This is a genomic window from Tessaracoccus pujii (assembly GCF_055326215.1).
In genome coordinates this window covers 362627-380743 of the sequence record NZ_JBUZNP010000002.1, presented here as the reverse complement: position 1 = coordinate 380743, position 18117 = coordinate 362627, and the positions used below count along the sequence as shown (strand labels likewise).

Genomic DNA, 18117 nt, shown 5'->3' with positions numbered 1-18117 from the left:
CCCTGGGGTCAGCGGAGGGATGTGATGAACCGCCGCGACTCCGCGACGATCAGGTCCGCGTCGTAGTCCAGCGTCGCCACGTGGTAGCTGCGGTCCAGTGAGGCGAGCCGGACGTCACGCACGTCGCGGCGAATGATCTCCGAACCCAGCGGCTCGACGACGTGGTCCACCGCGGACTTCATGAGCAGGACCGGCGCGTCGATGCGGCGCAGACCCTCCTGCACCTCGCGCCAGAGGCCGGCCATCGTGGCCGCGCTCCTCGCCGAGAAGCGCGGATAGGCCAGCTCCACCACGCCGGGCTTGGCGATGTCGGACGAGATCCCCGGGAAGGACGGCAGCAGCCCCGGCAGACGGGTCACCACCGGTGCCCGCCGGTCCGTCGTCGCGATCGACGGGTTGACCAGCACCACGCCGGCCACCGAATACTGGGCGGCCAGGTGCAGGGCGAGCGCCCCACCCATCGACAGACCGGCCACGAAGACGGTCTTGTGCTGCCCGGCGAGCTCCAGGTACGCGTCCTCGACGGCGCCGTACCAGTCCCACCAGCGGGTGCGCGCCAGGTCCTGCCACGAGGTGCCGTGCCCCGGGAGGCGGGGAGCGACGACGCGGGCCCCGGCCCAGTCGCCGTCGGAGGTGGCCAGCGCCTCGGCCCAGCCCGCGATCGCCTGCACGGACCCGGTGAAGCCGTGGATCATCACCACGCCGACGTCGCCGCCGCCGAGATGGAGCGGGCGCGCCTCCGGCCAGACGGGTGTCGCGGTGGGGCGGGGGAACAGCGAGCGCAGCATGGTCCGAGGATAGGCGCCTTCGGCGATCCGGGTGGGCGGCCCGGCCCCTGCCATAGACTGCGGCGCATGTGGTACCGCCTGTTCAAGACCCTGATCTTCCGCCCCCTGGTGAAGTACGGATACCGGGCCAAGGTGATCGGCGCGGAGAACTTCCCCCGGTCCGGCGGTGCCATCCTGGCCAGCAACCACATCGGGGCGCTCGACTCGCTCGTCGTCCCCGCCATGATGCCGCGACCCCTCACCTTCCCCGCCAAGGCCGAGCTGTTCGCCGGGCAGGGCGGGCTCGCCGGTAAGGCCATCGCCTGGTTCCTCACGGTGGTGGGCATGGTGCCCATGGACCGCAGCGGCGGCCGGGCCAGCGCCGACGCCCTCGGCGCCATCTCCGACGTCCTGGCCGAGGGCCGTGTCGTCGCCATCTACCCCGAGGGCACCCGCTCGCCCGACGGCCGCCTGTACAAGGGCAAGACCGGCATGGCGCGCATCGCGCTCATCAACGGCGTGCCCGTCATCCCCGTCGGGGTCATCGGCACCAAGTCCCACAAGGGCATCTTCGGCATCCCGTGGGCCAGGCGCCCCGTCGTCATCATCGGCAGGCCGCTGGACTTCTCCGAGTTCGGCCACGTCCCCGGCAACACCAAGGTGCTGCGCTGGGTCACCGACGAGGTCCTCGCCTCCATCCAGCGACTGACCGGCCAGGAGTACGCCGACGTGTACGCGGCCCGGGTCAAGCACGGCGACCTCAAGGACACCGGTTCCGACGCCTTCCTCCTCCCGCGCCCCGGCGGAGGCGCGAAGCCCCAGCTGCAGGCGACGGAGCCCGTTGAGTGACCGGCCCGCGCTGATCGACCGCACCCTCCTGCGCCGGCTCGGCCGGCCCAGCGCCGAGCGGATGGGATTCCGCGACCGCTCGGACCTCCTGGGCCGCGTCTACACCGTCGCGGTGGTGGCACGCTCACTGCTGGGGCTGCACGCCGTGTTCGTCAACCTCTTCTACGTGGTCAACTACACCGACAAGCCGCTGGGCGTCGTCGCCGCGACCCTCGCGCTCATCGCCTGGCACCTCTTCATCTCCTGGCGGATGCGCACCCCCGCCAACCGCACGTGGCAGGCGCACGTGGCGGACCTCGGCGTGACCGTCACCCTCATCCTCACCACCGTCGTCACCGTCCCGCCGCTCGCGGCGCCCCTGTCGCTGGCGGGGTACTGGATCAGCGGCTGCGCGGCCTACGCGGCCATCTTCCTCAGCACCCGGTGGGGCGTGGCCTTCGCCCTCGTCACGTCCGCGGCGCTGCTGGGGGTGCCGTCGCACTTCGAACTCCAACGCCTCGGCGCGGCGTTCGTCACCGTCATCCTCATCGCCAGCCTGGGCGTGCTGATCGAGCAGTTCCGGGCCACCATCGTCGAGCAGGAGGAGGAGCGCTCCCGCACCGCGGCGCTCGCGGAGCGGGAACGGCTCTCGCGGATCGTGCACGACGGCGCACTCCAGGTGCTCGCGCTGGTGGAGCGGGAGGGGCCGGGGCTCGGGGGTCGCGGCATCCGGCTGGCGGCGCTTGCCCGCGAATCGGAGGCGCAGCTGCGGGTGCTGCTGCAGGATCGCGAGATCGCGGCCGTCGAGCCCACCGCGTTGGTGGATCTGGCGGCGGCGCTCGACCGGTTCCATGCGGCGCGGGTGACGGTCTCGACGATGGCCAGCGTCGTGAGGGTGCCGCGGCATCTCGCCGCCGAGGTGCAGGCCGCGCTGACGGAGGTGCTGAACAACGTGGAGGCGCACGCCGGCGACGACGCGCAGGCCTGGATCCTGCTGGACCAGGAGCGCGACGACGAAGTGATCCTGTGGGTCCGCGACAATGGAGTCGGCATGGACCCCAGCCAGGTGGTCCAGGCCGCCGAGTCGGGCCGGATGGGCATCAAGGACTCGATCGTGGGCCGGATGACGGCCCTCGGCGGGTCGGCGATCCTCAAATCCTCACCCGGCGCCGGGACGGAGTGGGAGCTGCGGTTCCCCATCGATGTCGAGGCAGTGGAGCAGGAGCGATGACGCACGCAGACGAGGTGCCGGCGCGGCGGCGGGTGATGCTCGTCGACGACCACCCCATGTGGATCGACGCGCTCAGCGAGGACCTCACCGAGGTGGGGTTCGAGATCGTCGCCGTGGCCAAGAGCGGCGTCGACTGCCTCACCCGGGCCCGCGCCAGCCGCCCGGAGATCGTCGTGATGGACCTGCAGATCCCGGCACCCGACGGCGCCACCTGCATCGAGATGCTGCTGCAGGAATTCCCGGACCTCCAGGTGCTGGTGATCTCCGCGTCGGGGGAGCGCGACGACGTGCTCCGCGCCATGAAGGCCGGCGCCAAGGGCTACCTGGTGAAGTCCGCGTCGAAGGAGGAGTTGATCGACGGGGTGCGCAGGACCGCGGTGGGCGACGCGGTGTTCACTCCCGGGCTCGCCGGCCTCGTGCTGGGGGAGTTCCGGCGGATGGTGAACCTGGCCAGGTCGCTGAACGAGGAGAGTCCCGCGCTGACGTCACGCGAGATCGAGGTGCTGCGCCGTGTGGCGAAGGGCATGGCGTACCGGGAGATCGCCGACGAACTGTTCGTCTCCCACCGCACGGTGCAGAACCATGTGCAGAACGTGTTGAAGAAGCTGCAGCTGCACAACCGGGTGGAGTTGACGCTGTACGCCATCGACCAGGGCCTGCACGACCCGTCGGCGTAGTCCACCGTCGGCTCCGGGGCGAGGGCCGATTGCGGCGGTGCAGTAACCTTCGGGGCATGTCTAGCATCATCTCCCGGGAAGAACTACGCGCGCTGCCGATGGTCCAGCAGCCCACGTACCCGGACCAGGCAGCCCTGGACAAGACCATCGACGCGCTGGAGTCCCTGCCCCCGCTGGTGTTCGCCGGCGAGTGCGACGACCTGCGCCACAAGATGGCCGACGTGGCCGAGGGCAAGGCCTTCCTGCTGCAGGGCGGGGACTGCGCGGAGACGTTCGACGCCGTCACCGCGCAGAACATCAAGTCCAAGCTGCTGGTGCAGCTGTCCATGGCCGTGGTCATGACCTACGCCGCGCAGGTCCCCGTCGTCAAGGTGGGGCGCATCGCCGGGCAGTACGCCAAGCCGCGCTCCAACGACCTCGAGACCCGCGGCGGCGTGTCGCTGCCCGCCTACCGCGGCGACGCCATCAACGGCTTCGACTTCACCCCGGAGGACCGCGCCCACGACCCCGCGCGCCTCCTGCAGGTCTACAACTCCTCCGCCGCGACCCTCAACCTGGTGCGCGCCTTCGTCAAGGGCGGCTTCGCCGACCTCCGCGGCGTCCACACCTGGAACGGCCAGTTCGTCCGCGATTCCGAGGTGGAGGCCGAGTACGAGGAACTCGCCTCGGAGATCGACCGGGCGCTGGCGTTCATGGTGGCCTGCGGCGTCCACGACTCGGCCCTCGACACCGTGGACTTCTACGCCTCCCACGAGGCCCTCCTGCTGGAGTACGAGCGCGCGCTCACCCGCGTCGACTCCCGCTCCCAGGAGCTCTACACCTGCTCCGGCCACATGCTGTGGATCGGCGAGCGCACCCGGCAGCTCGACGGCGCCCACGTCGAGCTGCTGCGCCGCGTGCAGAACCCGCTGGGCATCAAGCTCGGCCCCACCACCACCGCCGAGCAGGCCATCGCGCTCGCGGACCGGTTGGACCCGAACCGCATCCCCGGCCGCATCACCTTCATCACCCGCATGGGCGCCAAGAAGGTGCGCGACGTGCTGCCGGGCGTCATCGCCGGCGTCGAGGCCACCGGCCGCAAGGTGGCCTGGGTGTGCGACCCCATGCACGGCAACACGTTCGAGGCCGCCAACGGCTACAAGACGCGTTCCTTCACCGACGTCGTCGACGAGGTGCACGGCTTCTTCGACGTCCACGAGCAGCTCGGCACCTGGCCCGGGGGGCTGCACGTCGAGCTCACCGGCGACGACGTCACCGAATGCGTCGGCGGCGTGATGAACCTCGTGGAGGACGACCTCTCCAGCCGCTACGAGACGGTGTGCGATCCCCGGCTCAACCGCAACCAGTCACTCGAACTGGCCTTCACCGTCGCCAAGCGCCTGCGCTCCGGGCGCCTCGGGCGGGTGAACCCGGTCCAGGAGTACAAGGCCAAGGACCTGTGATCGACCTCCGCTCAGACACCGTCACCCGGCCCAGCGCCGGCATGCTGGCCGCCATGGCCGAGGCCCCCGTCGGCGACGACGTCTACGGCGAGGACCCGACCGTGCTCGCCCTGGAGGCGCACGTCGCGGGGCTGTTCGGCAAGGAGGCGGCGCTGTTCTGCGCCACCGGGAGCCTGTCCAACCTGCTCGGCATCTGGCTGCACACCGAACCCGGCCGCGAGGTGCTGTGCGACGCGCACGCGCACATCGCCCGCGCCGAGATGGGCGCCCACGGCGCGCTGCACGGCGTGACGATGCGCACCTGGGTCTCGTCGTCGGGGCGGTTGGTGGCAGGCGACGCCCTCAGCCTGGTGGCGGTCAACTGCCGCCCGTACCTGGTGGAGACCGCCTGCCTCGAGGTGGAGGACACCCACAACTTCGGCGGCGGCACCGTGCAGGACTACGCGGAGCTCGTGGCGCTGAGCGAGGGGGCGCGGGACCTGGGGGTCGCGACGCACCTCGACGGCGCGCGCCTGGCCAACGCGGTCGCGGTGACCGGCCGGCCGCTCACCGACTACGGGCGGTTGTTCGACACCGTCTCCCTCTGCCTCTCCAAGGGCCTCGGCGCCCCCGTCGGCTCCGTGCTCGTGGGCACGGCCGACGAGATGGCGCGGGCCCGCGTGCAGCGCAAGCGCCTGGGTGCCGGGTGGCGCCAGGCCGGGGTGCTGGCCGCCGCCGGCCTGTACGCGCTGGAACACAACCTGGACCGGATCGTCGAGGATCACCGGGCCGCGTCGACGCTCGCGTCGGCCATCAACGAGGCGTGCCCGGGGGCGGTGGACGAGGCGTCGGTGCAGACCAACATCGTGATGATCCCGGCCGACGGGGCCCCCGGTGTCGCGGCGGGGCTGGCCGAACGGGGCGTGCGGGTCAGCGTGCTGGGGCCGTCGTCGCTGCGGGCGGTCACCCACATGGACGTGACGGAACAGGAGTGTCGCGAGGCGGGGGCCGTCATCGGCGCCGCCCTGGCGTCGCCCTCCGCCTGATCCCACTTCCTCTCGGGTGACGCGTGTGGGTTTGGCTCGGGCTGGGTATGGGTTTGAGCCGATGGATGGGTTCGTGGAGACCCTCCCGCGTGAGGTGAGCGTGGCCTGCTCCGCGAACCCATCCATCGGCTCAACCCCACCCCCCAGCCGGGGCAGCGCCCCAAGCCGCCCCGGCTCAGGCGTCGTAGGCCAGTTCAGCGATGGGGCGCGGCCAGGCGCCCAGTTGGCGCCACACGTGGTCCGGGACGCGGGCGAAGAAGCCGTGCAGGAAGCGCGAGGCCGCGTCGATGTCCTCCGGATACCAGGACCCGCCACCCCCGACGAGGATCCGGTCACCCGCGACGGCGAACTTCGGCGCACCGCAGCCCATCAGGTACTCCATCTGCCGCTGGTGGATCACGTCCGAGGCGAACCGTGGCGCCGAGGAGCGCACCTTGTAGCGGCGGTTGAACTCCTCCCACTCGAACTTCTGCGCCGCCCCGAACAGCTCCCAGTTCACCGACAACGCGTGGAACGGGAACGTGGTGCGGAATTCGCACAACTCCTCGCTGTGGTGGCGGGTCTCCGTGCGCGTGCGGCCCTCGGAGTCCGTGCGCGTGTGGGTGGTCTCCCACTCGTGGCGCAGGCGGAGGAACGGGAGGCCGTCGTTGTCGGAGTAGATGATGTCGTGCGCCTCGTGCCTCCGGCCGCCGCCGGTGTGGTCGAGCAGCGCCAGGTAGCTGTCGTCGCGCGGCACGTAGGTCCACCCCGGGCGCTGGTAGAAACTCAGCGACGGCGGGGCGGCCGGGCCCACGAAGGTCGCGGCGGGGGAGGCCAGCAGGCGAGAGCGGAGTGCGGCGAGCTGCTCGACGGCGGCCGCCAGCTCCTCGGCCGGCTTCGGCGCGTCGACCAGCACGAGGCGGTCGTGGTCCACCGTGACGCGGAACGGCCCCTGGAGCGGCGTCGCGGCGGCCTCGACGAGGGCCTGCGCGTAGCCGGCGTCTCCCGCGGCGGCGGTGAGATCGCCCAGCACCATCGTCTGGCCGGGGATGCTGAGCGTGGGCGCGGCGGTGCGGAAGATCTCGGCGGGCTGGAGGGGGCGTGGCAGGGGCATGGTGACGACGTAGCCGTCGGACCTCCACTGCGAGCACTTGTAGCGGAACGCGGAGAACCCGGTGCCGTCCGAGGCGCGGCCGAGGATCTGGTCGTCCACCGAGCGCTGGAACCCCATCCCGAACGGGGGCACGTTGAGGCCGTAGACGATCCCGATCGACGGTGAGGTCACGAACGTCCAGCCGCGCTCGCGGAGCTGCTTCACGTACTGGTGGCGGTGGATCCCCCACGCGGCGAACCCGAGGGCGGCCAGCGCCGCGACGACGATGAGGATCCAGACGATCTCGGACATGGATACGAGTGTGACAGGCGCGGGGGTCGCGCCGGATCGGAGAGCGGTCGCTCGCCTGCCCGGGAGGAGCTGCAGGATGCTATCTATACAGCGGCTTCTGCGTATATGCGCAGAAGCCGCTGTATAGATAGCAGGGTGCAGGAGCGAGCATCGCTCAGCCGACGGAGGCGACCTCAGGTATCGCCGAACGGCGGGGCAGGACCGCCAGCAGGAGCGCGCCCAGCACCAGCGATCCTCCCGCCAGCATCGTCACCGTCAACGGCTCCACCCCGAGGCCGACGGCGAACACGGCCGCCCACAGCGGTTCGGTGCACATGATCACCGCGGCCGGCGTGGCGGGCACATGGCTCTGCCCCCAGCTCTGCAGCAACAACGCGACCGCGCCGCAGATGATCCCCAGGTACAGCAGCTGCGCCCACGTCACAGGGTCGGTGGGCAGCGGCTCGCGCAGCAGCGGCCACAGCGCCACGCTCACCGCGACACCCGCGCCCGCCTGCGCCACCGTCAGCTGCACCACGGTGTTGCGCGTCACCCGCCTGCCGAGCAGCACGATGTGGACGGCGTAGAGCACGGCGCTCAGCAGCGTGAGGGAGGCGCCGACGGCGAAGTTGGTCGACTCGCCGTCGTGACCCAGCGCGAGCACCGTGATCCCCGCGACCGTCAGCAGCACCGCCACCCACGTCGCCGCCGGCTGGCGCTGGCGCAGGAACACCGCCGAGATCAGCGCGGTGAAGATCACGTACGTGGCCGTGAGGAAGCCCGTGGTCGACGGCGCGATCAGCTGCAGCCCGAGCGTCTGCGTGGCGAGGCCCGCGAACAGCAGCAGCCCCAGGCCGGCGCCGACGGCGGCCTCCCGCAGCGGCATCCGCAGGCGGTGCGGGAACATCAGCGCCAGCGTCACGCCGGTGAGGAACAGGCGGATGGCCACCACCCCGAGCGGCGACATGGTCGCGAACGCGCTCTTCGTCACCACCACCGTCGATCCCCACGCGACGGCGGCCACCAGCAGCGCGGCGACGGGCAGCCAGGCGCCGCGGGGGGAGGTCACGCGGTCACGCTAGCGCAGTTCGGTCAGGCGACGTGGAGGATGACCTTGGTGCCGACCGGCACGGATGTGCCCTCGCCCGGGTCCGTGCCGGAGGCGATGTCCAGCGGGATCGGGAAGTCCGACGACCTCCGCACCTCCACCACCAGATCCAGGTCCGTCAGCAGCTTCGTCGCCTCGTCGGTGCTCTTCAGCCGCACCGACGGGATGGTCACCATCACCGGCCCCAGCGAGCGGGTGATCGTGATGGTGTCGCCCCGCTTGCCCGTGCCGGTCCTGGGGTCCTGCTTGATGATCCGCCCGGCCTCGACCGTCGCGGAGTTCTCCTCCTTGACGCTCACCTTGAAGCCGAGCTTCTCCAGCTCCTTGACGGCCTGATCCGACTTGTCGCCCGTGAGATCCGGGATCCTGATCGGCTCCGGACCCTTGGACACCGTCATGTCGATCACCGTGCCCGGCTTCAGCTGCGCGCCCACCTCCTGCGACGCCTTCAGCACCTCGCCGGCCGGCCGCGACTCGGACCACGCCTCCGTGACGGTGCCCACCGCCATCCGGCCCTCCACGATGGCCCGCTCGGCCGCCTCGCGGGTGGCGCCCACCACCTTGGGCATGGGGTACCGCTCCGGCCCGCGCGACATCACGACCGTCACGGTCGAGCCGCGCAGCAGCCGGTCGCCCGCCGTCGGATCCGTGCTGATCACCAGCCCGGCGGGGACGGTCTCGGAGTACTCCTCGAGGGTCTCGATCACCACCGCGTTGGCCTCGGCCGCCTCGCTGGCCTTCGCCTGGTTCAGGTTCGCCATCGCCGGCACGGTGGTGAACCGCCCCGCCATCCACCACCACGAGCCGACGCCCGCGCCCACGGTGAGCATGACGATGAGCAGCATCGCGATCACGCCGCGACGCCGCCGGTGCACCGGGTCGTGGGAGACGTGCAGCTGGGGGAAGACGGGGGTGCGCTGGCTGCGCGGGCCGGCGCCGGGATGCGGGCGCGGCGAGACCGGCGCGCGGTCCGGGTGGCCGGCCTGCGCGAGGGGCGGCCGACGTTTCCCGGCCGGGTTCGCCGTCGACGAGGCCGCGACCCCGGCGACCGACCCGCCCGATCCCGTCCCCGCGACACTCGCGCCCCGCCAGTCATCGCGCTCACGCCGCACGACGACGGTCTCGGGCGTGTGCGGCGACGACGGCCTGGGCCGCTCGGAGGTCCGCGGATACCCGGGGGAGGGCTCGTCCTCCGCGGGGCTGGCCGGCAGGATCGCCGCGGCCAGCGCCGGATTGTCCGAGCCGCCGGTGCGGGACAGCTCGTGCCGGATGCGCCGCACCGCCGTCAACAGTTCCCGCCCGTCGGCGATCCGGGCCCGTGGGTCGCGCGCCACGCACGCGAGCACCAGCGTGTCCACATAGTCCGGGATCTGCCACTCGGCAGCGTGCCCGATCTCGCTGAGCCGCTCCGACGGCTTCTCGATGTCCACGTTCACGTGCCGGTAGGCGATCTGGTAGTTGTTCTCGCCCGTGTGGGGCTTGCGGCCGGTGAGCATCTCGAACATCATCACGCCGGCGGAGTACACGTCGCTGCGGCCGTCGGGCCTCGAGTGCGTCACCAGCTCCGGCGGCAGGTAGCTGGCCGTGCCGACCAGGACGCCGGTGGCCGTCATCTGCGGGGAGCCCACCTGGCGGGCCAGCCCGAAGTCCGCCACCTTGATCTGCCCGCGGGCGGTGATCATCACGTTCTCGGGCTTGATGTCGCGGTGCACCACGCCGGCCTCGTGCGCGCAGGCCAGCGCGGCGGCCACCTGCTCGAAGATCTCCAACGCCCGGTCCGGCGGCAGCGGGGCCTCGCGGCTGATCACCCGGCGCAGCGTCTCGCCGTCGATGAACTCCATCACGATGTAGGGCTGGCCCTGCGAGCTGCCCTGGTCGAACACGCTGACTACGGCCGGGTGGCTGAGGACGGCGGCGGAGCGGGCCTCCCGGTCGAACTTGGCGGCGAACTCGTCGTCCTCGCCGAGGTCGCTTCGCATCACCTTGACTGCCACCGCGCGCGACAGGCGCAGGTCGCGCGCGCGATAGACCGTGGCCATGCCACCGCGCGCCACCTTCGCCACAATCTCGTAGCGGCCGTCGAGCACGTGACCGACCAACGGGTCGAAAGTGCTGTTCATACCACTCCATGCACGGTCGGGGAAGAGGCCGTACGAGCCCGTCTGGACCCCGAGTGTAGTGCCGGTGGCGCGCCGAGCCGGTGCCGACGCGGCGGCGAGTCGGTGAGGAACCCGGAACAACGTGCCCGCCGCGGGCTAGATTGGGTCACATGACCGCTCTCGTCGGACTCAAGACACGCCTGCGCATGGCCCGCCTCGCCCTCGTGATCCCGCCGGATCAGGCGGACGCCTCAGCCGCCGATTTCGCCGCCCACGGCGCGGACCTGCTGATCCTCAGCCGCGGCGGGCGCAGCGTCGACGAGGCCGCCGAGGTGCTCGACGTGGCCCGCCGTCGCCTCTTCGGGCTGCAGACCATCGTCGCCACGGATTCCGCCGACGTCGGCGAGGCGTGCAACGCCGACGTCGTGTTCTACCGCCGCCCCGGCTGGCGCCCGTTCGGGATCCGCCGCCCGCACGACTTCTCCCTGCTCGGCCGCTCCATCGACGGGCCGGAGGACGCGGACAAGATCGACGGGGACCCGTTCACGTTCGGCTTCGTCGGCCCCGCCGTCGTCGACGGACGGGTGAGCGACGAGGTGGCCGAGATGGCGCGGCAGTACCCGCCCATGTCGCTGCCCGCCGCGCCCGTCTGGTTCGCCGCGGGTGGCATCGAGATGGGCAACCTCGCCGAGGTGCTGGCCGCCGGCGCCCGCCGCGCGGTGGTGTCGACGGCGGTGTTCCGCGCCGCGGACCCGTTCGCGGCCACGCAGGAGCTGGCCGACGCCCTCAAGGCGGCGTGGCTCGTGGAACCCGGCGCCGAGCACTACGGCGACGACGCCTACCACGCCTGACGCCGTCGTCCCCTGCCCGGCTCCCAGACGACGGGGCGTTCCCCGCGCACGGCGGCCGTGACCCACCACGTCGCCTCGACCACCGCCATGCCGACCGCCCCCGCGACGAGGCCCACCGTCAGCGCCGCGGGGTTCGTCGTGTCCAGCACCAGCGCGTCGTGCCACACGGGGATGTAGAACATCAGGAAGTAGAACCCGTACGCGAACGCCACCAGCCCCAGCCGCCACCAGTAGTAGGGCCGCGCGACGGTGGCCAGCACCCACGTGGCCGTCATGATCAGCGCCACGAGCGTCGCCGTCGACGCCTGCTGCTGCACCGCGTCCGGCACCTCACCGAAGCCGCGGGTCATCACGTAGGTGACGGTGGCCACCGCGGTCACCGTGAGGCCACCGGGGACCGCGACCGTCAACGTCCTGCGCACGAAGCCGGGCCGGGCGCGCTCCCGGTTGGGGGCGAGGCTGAGCAGGAACGCCGGGATGCCGATGGTGAACCACCCCACCACCGTCATCTGCAGCGGCAGGAACGGGTTGGGCAGCCCCATGAGCCCGATCACCAGCGCCAGCCCCACGGCGTAGATGGTCTTGGTGAGGAACAGCTTGGCCACGCGCTCGATGTTGCCGATCACCCGCCGCCCCTCCGCGACGACGTGGGGGAGCGTGGCGAACCTGTCGTCGAGCAGCACGATCTGCGCCACCGCGCGCGTGGCGGGCGCGCCGGACCCCATCGCCACACCCAGGTCCGCGTCCTTGAGCGCCAGCACGTCGTTGACGCCGTCGCCGGTCATCGCCACCACCTGCCGGCGCTGCTGCAACGCCCGGACCATCTGCCGCTTCTGCTCCGGGACCACCCGGCCGAACACGTCGTTGGCCTCGACGGCGTCCGCCAGCTCCTCGGATCCGCCGGCGGGGAGTGAGCGGGCGTCGATCGGGTCGCCGATGTCCATGCCCAGCGAGCGCGTGACGGCGCCGACGGAGGCCGCGTTGTCGCCCGAGATCACCTTCACCCTCACGCCCTGGTCCTGGAAGTAGGCCAGCGTCTCCGCCGCGTCCGGGCGGATCAGCTGGTCCAGCACCACCAGCGCCAGGGGGGTGAGGTGCCCGGGGGCGTCATCGTCGTCCACCCGCGCCGCGCAGCTGCCCAGCATCAGCACGCGGCGCCCGGACGCGGCGATCGCGTCGGCTTGGGCGGCGACGGCGGGCCCGGCCAGCACGTCCGGCGCGCCCAGCACCCACGACTCGCCACTGCCGAAGCTCGCCCCGGACCACTTCCGGGCGGAGGTGAACGGCGCCCGGGCGATCACCGGCCACGGCTCGGCAGCGGGCCCGATGGCCGCGGCCACGGCCTGCATCGACGCGTTGGGCGCGGGATCCGCCGCCACCAGCTGCGCCAGCACCTCGCGGGCGCGGGCGTCGTCGCCGGCGAGGCACACGATCTCGCCGAGCGTCATCGCGTGCTGGGTGAGGGTGCCGGTCTTGTCCGCGCACACCACGCTCACCCGCGCCAGGCCCTCGATCGCGGGCAGCTCCTGCACCAGGCACTGCCGCCGGCCCAGCCGGATCACGCCCAGCGCGAACGCCATGGAGGTCAGCAGCACCAGCCCCTCCGGCACCATCGGCACCAGCGCCCCCACCATCCGCAGCGCCGACTCCTGCCACGTCGTGTCCGGCTGGTTGAACTGCACGTAGATGGTCAGCGCGCCCACGGGCACGAGCAGGAACGAGACGTACTTGAGAATCTGGTTGATGCCCTGGCGCAGCTCCGAGTGCACCAGCGTGAACTTCGCGGCCTGCGCGGTGATCTGCGCGGCGTAGGCGTCGGCGCCGATCTTCTGCGCGGTGTAGGCGCCGGACCCGGACACGACGAAGGCGCCCGAGAGCACCTCGTCGCCGGGGCTCTTGGCCACCGGGTCCGCCTCGCCGGTCAGCAGCGACTCGTCCACCTCCAGGTAGTCCGCCGCCACCACGGTGCCGTCCACCACGATCTGGTCCCCGGGGCGCACGACGATGAGGTCGTCGAGCACCACGTCGTCGCGGGCGATCTGGCGGCGTTCGCCGTCGCGCACCACGACGGGGTGCGCCTCGCCGACCACCGCCAGGTTGTCCAGCGTGCGCTTGGCGCGCAGCTCCTGCACGATGCCGATGACGGAGTTGGCGACGATGAGCAACGCGAACGCGCCCTGGCTCGGGCTGCCGGTACTGAGCACGATGACGAACAGCACCAACAGGATGCCGTTGACGCGGGTGAACACGTTGGCCCGCACGATGCCCCACGTGGTCCGGCCGGAGCGCGACGGCAGGGTGTTGACCTGGCCGGCCTCGACGCGGGCAGCGACGTCCGCGGCGGTCAGGCCGCTCAGTTCGGGGTCAGTGGACACGCTGCACGCTCCGCGCGGCGAGCTCGCCCAGCGCGGTGCGGCCGTCGTGGGTGAGGGTGGCCCGGTCCAGCACGGCCAGCGCACGGGTGAGGCTGTCGTCGATGACGGCCTCCACGTGGGCGCGGGCGCCCGAGGCGTCGATGAGCTGTCCGGCGCGGGTGACGTCGCCGTCGGTCAGGCCGGGCGCGCCCAGCAGGTCCCTGAGCTCAGCGGCGGCGTCGGGGGCGGAGTCCCTCAGCGCGGTCAGCACCAGCACGGTCCGCTTGCCCTCATGGATGTCGCCGCCGTAGGGCTTGCCGGTCACGGCCGCCTCGCCGTAGACGCCGAGCACGTCGTCGCGCAGCTGGAACGCGCGCCCGATGATGGAACCGAACTCGCCGAGCGCGTCGATGAGCGCGTCGTCGGCCCCGCCGAGCGCGGCCCCGATCTGCGCCGGGCGGCGGATGGAGTAGCTGGCCGACTTGTATTCCAGCACCCGCTGCGCCACCTCGAGCTCCTCGGCGACCGTGGACGCGCCGGTCACGCCGTACTGGGCCGCGACGTCGAGGTACTGGCCGGCGGTGACCTCCGCCCGCATGAGGCTGAGCAGGGGACGCGCGCGGTCGAGGTGGGGTGCGCCGGAGGCGTCGACCAGGTCCAGGCTCCACATGAGGAGGAGGTCGCCGAGCAGGATGGCCGACGACGTGCCGAACGCCTCGGCGCTGCCGCGGCCCTCCCGGGCCGCATGCAGCTGCTCGAACCGCTTGTGGGCGGCGGGAAGGCCGCGCCGGGTGTCGGCCGCGTCGATGAGGTCGTCGTGCACCAGGGCGCTGACGTGCAGCAGGTCCAGGGAGGAGGCCACCTTGAGGACGGCGGTGTCGTCGTCCGGCCGGCCAGCGGCCGCCACGGAGGCCCAGTAGCAGTAGGCGGGACGCAGCCGCTTGCCGCCGGCGGTTGCCTCGCGGGCCACGTCGAGCATCGCCTCGGCCCCGATGGCCCGCAGCATGGGCTCCTGCGCCGCCAGGTAACCGTCGATGGTTTCGCTGACCGCGGACAGGAGTGTCGCGGCGAGCGGAAAGGCGGGGTCCAGGGAGCGGCTCACGCATCGAGCGTAGTCGCCCGAACCCTATTGTTGCCCCATGCCTGTGACTGAATCGAGCCTGCGGACCGTGGGAGAGCTGTTCCGCTCAGCCCTGGGTCCCCTCTACTCGTTCGAGTTCTTCCCCCCCAGGTCCGAGGACGAGGAGCCCATCCTGTGGGCCGCCGTCGAGGCGCTGGCGCCGCTGGAGCCGTCGTTCGTGTCGGTGACCTACGGGGCGAACGGGTCGCGGCGGGACCGGACGATCAGCGCCACGCGCCGGATCGCGGCGTCTGGCGGGCCGCTGACCGTGGGGCACCTGACGTGCGTGGGGCAGTCCAAGGCGGACCTGTCGGCCGCGCTCGCGGAGTACCGCGAGGCGGGCGTGACCAACATTCTGGCCATCCGCGGCGACATGCCGGGCGGCGGCCCCTGGACCGCGCACCCCGACGGCCTGCCCAACGCCACGGAACTGGTGCGCTTCGTGAAGGCCGAGGGCGACTTCTGCGTGGGTGTCGCGGCGTTCGCGAACCCGCACGAGACCAGCAACGACCCGGACCTCGACGCCCGGATCCTCCTGGACAAGGTGGAGGCGGGGGCGGAGTTCGCCATCACGCAGCTGTTCTTCGAGGGGGAGCGCTACGGCGAGCTCGTGGAGCGGATGCGCGGCCTGGGCTGTGGGATCCCGATCATCCCGGGGATCATGCCGTTGACGGTGATCTCGCAGATCGAGCGGTTCGCTGCCTTGTCAGGCCGGGAGCTGCCGTCTGGTTTCGTCGCGGAGCTGCGGGCCTGCTCGTCGAAGGAGGAGGTCCGGGAGGTGGGCCTGGCCGCGGCGGTGCGCATGTGTCGCGGCCTGCTGGACGCGGGCGCCCCTGGGCTGCAGTTCTTCACGCAGAACCGCTCGAAGGCCACCCGCGAGGTCCTCGCCGAGCTGAAGCGCCAGGACTGACGCCCGTTCCCTGGGGAGCCGCCTCGCCTTTCGCGGGAGTCCATCCGCAGGGATCCGCAATTGGCCCGTCCAGTGGTGATATCTGGTCGGTCTGCCATCCATGGATCCCCACTGTGGAGCGCTCCTCGGGATGATCAGGCGAGGAGGGCCTGCCAGCGCGAGGTGCCGAGGTCCAGCGTCACCATCCGCTGCGTCGCCCGGGTCAGCGCGACGTACAGCACCCGCTCCGCGCCGGGCGCCTCCGCGACGATCGCGTCCGGCGCCACCACCACCACCCCGTCGTACTCCAGGCCCTTCGCCTGCAGCGCCGTCACCACGATGAGCCGGTTCTCGAACTCCCGCAGCCGCACGTCCTGCATCACCAGCCGCTGCACCTCCTGGGCGAGCGACGGCGGGCAGATCACGCCGATCGTGCCGCTGACCTGACCGGCCAGCTCCAGCAACTCCTCGCGCAGCGCCTCGTGAAGGCGCTCGGAGGTGGCGTGCGCCAGCCTCGGCTCCACGCCCGTCGAGCGCACCGCCTTCGGTAGCTCCGCGCCGGGGAACACCTTCGTGATCACCCGCGCCGCCAACGCGAACACCTCGCTGGGGGAGCGGTAGTTGGTGCTCAGCGTGAAGGTCCGGTTCGGGCCCCGACCCACAAGGTCCGCCAACGCTCGCGCCGTCTCCTCCTGATGGGGATAGGAACTCTGCGCCGGGTCCCCGACGATGGTCCACGACGACTGCGGCCCCCGTCGGCGCAGCATCCGCCACTGCATGGGCGTGACGTCCTGGCCCTCGTCGACGAGGATGTGCGCGTAGGTGGTCTGTGGGTCGTCGTCGAGATCCACCACACGTTCGAAGCGCAGCAGGTCCGCCGTGCTCAGCACCTCCGGCACGTCCCCGCCCTCGAGGAACACGTCCATCTCCGGCTCCGGGTCCTCCGGTGCGGCGCCCAGCACGTCGATCAGCTCGTCGAGCAGCGCGATGTCGGCCACCGACCAGCCGCGCACGATCTCCGGCCCCTCGTCGCTGCCGCCCACCCACGCGTAGGACCGCACCAGAGCCTCCCGCTCGGCGGGCGTCAGGTCGGGCGCCACCTGCTCCACGACCGCGGGCTCCGCCAGCCGCGACAGCACGCGCGTGGCGGTGAGCGTGGGCCACCAGGCGTTCATGAACATCGCCAGGCTGGGGTGCTCCCGGACGCGGTCCTCCAGCTCGGCGGGCTCGATGGGCACGTCGTCGGGGAACTTGCGCATCAGCGCCTGAGCCACCAGATCCGTGGCCTGCTTGCGGCCGCGGTTGAGCTTGGTGCCGGACAGGACCTGGTCCCGGATGCGGCCGAGCTCGGACTGGCCGAGCCCGAGCACCTCGCCCTTGACGGTCACCCGCACCCGCAGCGCCTCCGGGTGGTCGATCAACGGGGTGCGCACCAGCCGCCGCAGCACCGAGAGCATGCCGAGGCTGCCCTTGACGGTGGCCGCGGCGGCCTCGTCGACCCGCTCGCTGGTGAGGCCCAGCACGTCGCCGGCCACGCCGCCGATGGCCTTGAGGGTCACCGAGTCCTCCCCGAGGCTGGGCAGCACCCGCTCGATGTAGTTCATGAACACGTTCGACGGGCCCACCACGAGCACGCCGCCCTTCTCGAGGCGGGCGCGGTTGGTGTAGAGGAGGTAGGCGGCGCGGTGCAGCGCCACGACGGTCTTGCCGGTGCCGGGGCCGCCGGCGATCACGGTGACGCCCTGGTAGGGGGCGCGGATGGCCTCGTCCTGCTCGGCCTGGATGGTGGCGACGATGTCGCGCATCGTGCGGCCTCGGGCCCGGCTGAGCGACGCCATCAGCGCGCCCTCGCCGAAGATCGGCAGGTCCGACTCGACCGAGTCGTCGAGCAGGTCGTCCTCGAGGCCGATCACGCGGTCGTCGCGGCACCGGAGGACCCGACGGCGCACCACGTTCATCGGGTCCGCCTGCGTTGCGCGGTAGAACGGCTCGGCGGCGGGGGCGCGCCAGTCGATCACCAGCGGCTCGTACTCCTCGTCGCGCACGCCGATGCGGCCGATGTAGCGCGTCTCCTCGACGGCGAGGTCGATCCGGCCGAAGACCAGGCCCTCGTGCTCGGCGTCGAGGATGGCGAGGCGACGCGCCGCCTGGTAGGCGAAGGCGTCGCGCTCGAACAGCGCGGTGCCGTCCTCCTCGCGGAGGAAGTTGGTGCGGTCGGTGAGGAAGATCTCGCGTCCCTGTTGGGCCATGGACTTCGCCGTCGCGGTGGCGGTGGACAGGTTGGCGTAGACCTTGTCCACGTGCCCCTGTTCCAGGGCGATCTCTCGTTCGAGGTCAGCGCGCGATGTAGACAAATCAATGCA

At 71.9% G+C, this 18117-nt stretch carries 14 protein-coding genes; 7 read left to right on the top strand and 7 right to left on the bottom strand.

Annotation, left to right across the window (positions count from 1 at the left end; genetic code table 11):
* Positions 1-8: 8 nt before the first annotated feature.
* On the bottom strand, positions 9-788 hold the full coding sequence (locus tag ACZK5N_RS03805; protein WP_459020159.1) for an alpha/beta hydrolase: 780 nt from the start codon (positions 786-788) through the stop codon (positions 9-11).
* Between the two features lie 66 nt (positions 789-854).
* Between ACZK5N_RS03805 and ACZK5N_RS03800 the strand changes: the two genes are divergently transcribed.
* The 5 genes from ACZK5N_RS03800 to ACZK5N_RS03780 are packed head-to-tail and all read left to right on the top strand — an operon-like array spanning position 855 to position 5970.
* On the top strand, positions 855-1616 hold the full coding sequence (locus tag ACZK5N_RS03800) for a lysophospholipid acyltransferase family protein (protein ID WP_459020158.1): 762 nt from the start codon (positions 855-857) through the stop codon (positions 1614-1616).
* Complete coding sequence (locus ACZK5N_RS03795; protein ID WP_459020157.1) at positions 1609-2826, top strand: sensor histidine kinase; 1218 nt, start codon at positions 1609-1611, stop codon at positions 2824-2826. The genes ACZK5N_RS03800 and ACZK5N_RS03795 overlap by 8 nt, the downstream gene beginning before the upstream one ends.
* Positions 2823-3503 carry a response regulator gene (locus ACZK5N_RS03790; protein WP_459020156.1) on the top strand — a complete coding sequence of 227 codons (681 nt, stop codon included), beginning with the start codon at positions 2823-2825 and terminating at the stop codon, positions 3501-3503. Before ACZK5N_RS03795 ends, ACZK5N_RS03790 begins: the two co-directional genes overlap by 4 nt.
* A gap of 56 nt (positions 3504-3559) precedes the next feature.
* Complete coding sequence (locus ACZK5N_RS03785) at positions 3560-4945, top strand: class II 3-deoxy-7-phosphoheptulonate synthase (RefSeq protein ID WP_459020155.1); 1386 nt, start codon at positions 3560-3562, stop codon at positions 4943-4945.
* Positions 4942-5970, top strand: a complete 1029-nt coding sequence (locus ACZK5N_RS03780) for a threonine aldolase family protein (RefSeq protein WP_459020154.1) — start codon at positions 4942-4944, stop codon at positions 5968-5970. The genes ACZK5N_RS03785 and ACZK5N_RS03780 overlap by 4 nt, the downstream gene beginning before the upstream one ends.
* 175 nt (positions 5971-6145) lie before the next feature.
* On the opposite strand, the gene ACZK5N_RS03775 is transcribed toward ACZK5N_RS03780, so the two are convergent.
* The 3 genes from ACZK5N_RS03775 to pknB form a co-directional block, all read right to left on the bottom strand.
* Positions 6146-7354, bottom strand: a complete 1209-nt coding sequence (locus tag ACZK5N_RS03775; protein ID WP_459020153.1) for a hypothetical protein — start codon at positions 7352-7354, stop codon at positions 6146-6148.
* Positions 7355-7508: 154 nt separating this feature from the next.
* Complete coding sequence (locus ACZK5N_RS03770; RefSeq protein WP_459020152.1) at positions 7509-8402, bottom strand: DMT family transporter; 894 nt, start codon at positions 8400-8402, stop codon at positions 7509-7511.
* Positions 8403-8425: 23 nt separating this feature from the next.
* Complete coding sequence (gene pknB, locus ACZK5N_RS03765) at positions 8426-10561, bottom strand: Stk1 family PASTA domain-containing Ser/Thr kinase (protein ID WP_459020151.1); 2136 nt, start codon at positions 10559-10561, stop codon at positions 8426-8428.
* Positions 10562-10710: 149 nt separating this feature from the next.
* Between pknB and ACZK5N_RS03760 the strand changes: the two genes are divergently transcribed.
* Complete coding sequence (locus tag ACZK5N_RS03760) at positions 10711-11391, top strand: thiamine phosphate synthase (protein WP_459020150.1); 681 nt, start codon at positions 10711-10713, stop codon at positions 11389-11391.
* Here ACZK5N_RS03760 and ACZK5N_RS03755 read toward each other — a convergent pair.
* Together ACZK5N_RS03755 and ACZK5N_RS03750 are read right to left on the bottom strand one after the other, a co-directional pair.
* Positions 11379-13766: an HAD-IC family P-type ATPase gene (locus ACZK5N_RS03755; RefSeq protein ID WP_459020149.1), complete on the bottom strand. Its 2388-nt coding sequence runs from the start codon at positions 13764-13766 to the stop codon at positions 11379-11381. The genes ACZK5N_RS03760 and ACZK5N_RS03755 overlap by 13 nt on opposite strands.
* Positions 13756-14847: a polyprenyl synthetase family protein gene (locus tag ACZK5N_RS03750; protein WP_459020148.1), complete on the bottom strand. Its 1092-nt coding sequence runs from the start codon at positions 14845-14847 to the stop codon at positions 13756-13758. The genes ACZK5N_RS03755 and ACZK5N_RS03750 overlap by 11 nt, the downstream gene beginning before the upstream one ends.
* Before the next feature lie 37 nt (positions 14848-14884).
* Between ACZK5N_RS03750 and ACZK5N_RS03745 the strand changes: the two genes are divergently transcribed.
* Positions 14885-15775: a methylenetetrahydrofolate reductase gene (locus ACZK5N_RS03745; protein WP_459020147.1), complete on the top strand. Its 891-nt coding sequence runs from the start codon at positions 14885-14887 to the stop codon at positions 15773-15775.
* A 134-nt stretch (positions 15776-15909) separates the two neighbouring features.
* Here ACZK5N_RS03745 and ACZK5N_RS03740 read toward each other — a convergent pair whose 3' ends face one another.
* A complete protein-coding gene (locus tag ACZK5N_RS03740) occupies positions 15910-18108 on the bottom strand; it encodes a HelD family protein (RefSeq protein WP_459020146.1) in 2199 nt (732 codons plus the stop codon).
* Positions 18109-18117: the final 9 nt, after the last annotated feature.

Excerpts from the sequence above, each read along its gene's own strand:
- ACZK5N_RS03805 (WP_459020159.1), bottom strand. The coding sequence starts at position 788 with ATGCTGCGCTCGCTGTTCCCCCGCCCCACCGCGACACCCGTCTGGCCG.
- ACZK5N_RS03800 (WP_459020158.1), top strand. The coding sequence starts at position 855 with ATGTGGTACCGCCTGTTCAAGACCCTGATCTTCCGCCCCCTGGTGAAG.
- ACZK5N_RS03790 (WP_459020156.1), top strand. The coding sequence starts at position 2,823 with ATGACGCACGCAGACGAGGTGCCGGCGCGGCGGCGGGTGATGCTCGTC.
- ACZK5N_RS03785 (WP_459020155.1), top strand. The coding sequence starts at position 3,560 with ATGTCTAGCATCATCTCCCGGGAAGAACTACGCGCGCTGCCGATGGTC.
- ACZK5N_RS03775 (WP_459020153.1), bottom strand. The coding sequence starts at position 7,354 with ATGTCCGAGATCGTCTGGATCCTCATCGTCGTCGCGGCGCTGGCCGCC.
- pknB (WP_459020151.1), bottom strand. The coding sequence starts at position 10,561 with ATGAACAGCACTTTCGACCCGTTGGTCGGTCACGTGCTCGACGGCCGC.
- ACZK5N_RS03760 (WP_459020150.1), top strand. The coding sequence starts at position 10,711 with ATGACCGCTCTCGTCGGACTCAAGACACGCCTGCGCATGGCCCGCCTC.
- ACZK5N_RS03745 (WP_459020147.1), top strand. The coding sequence starts at position 14,885 with ATGCCTGTGACTGAATCGAGCCTGCGGACCGTGGGAGAGCTGTTCCGC.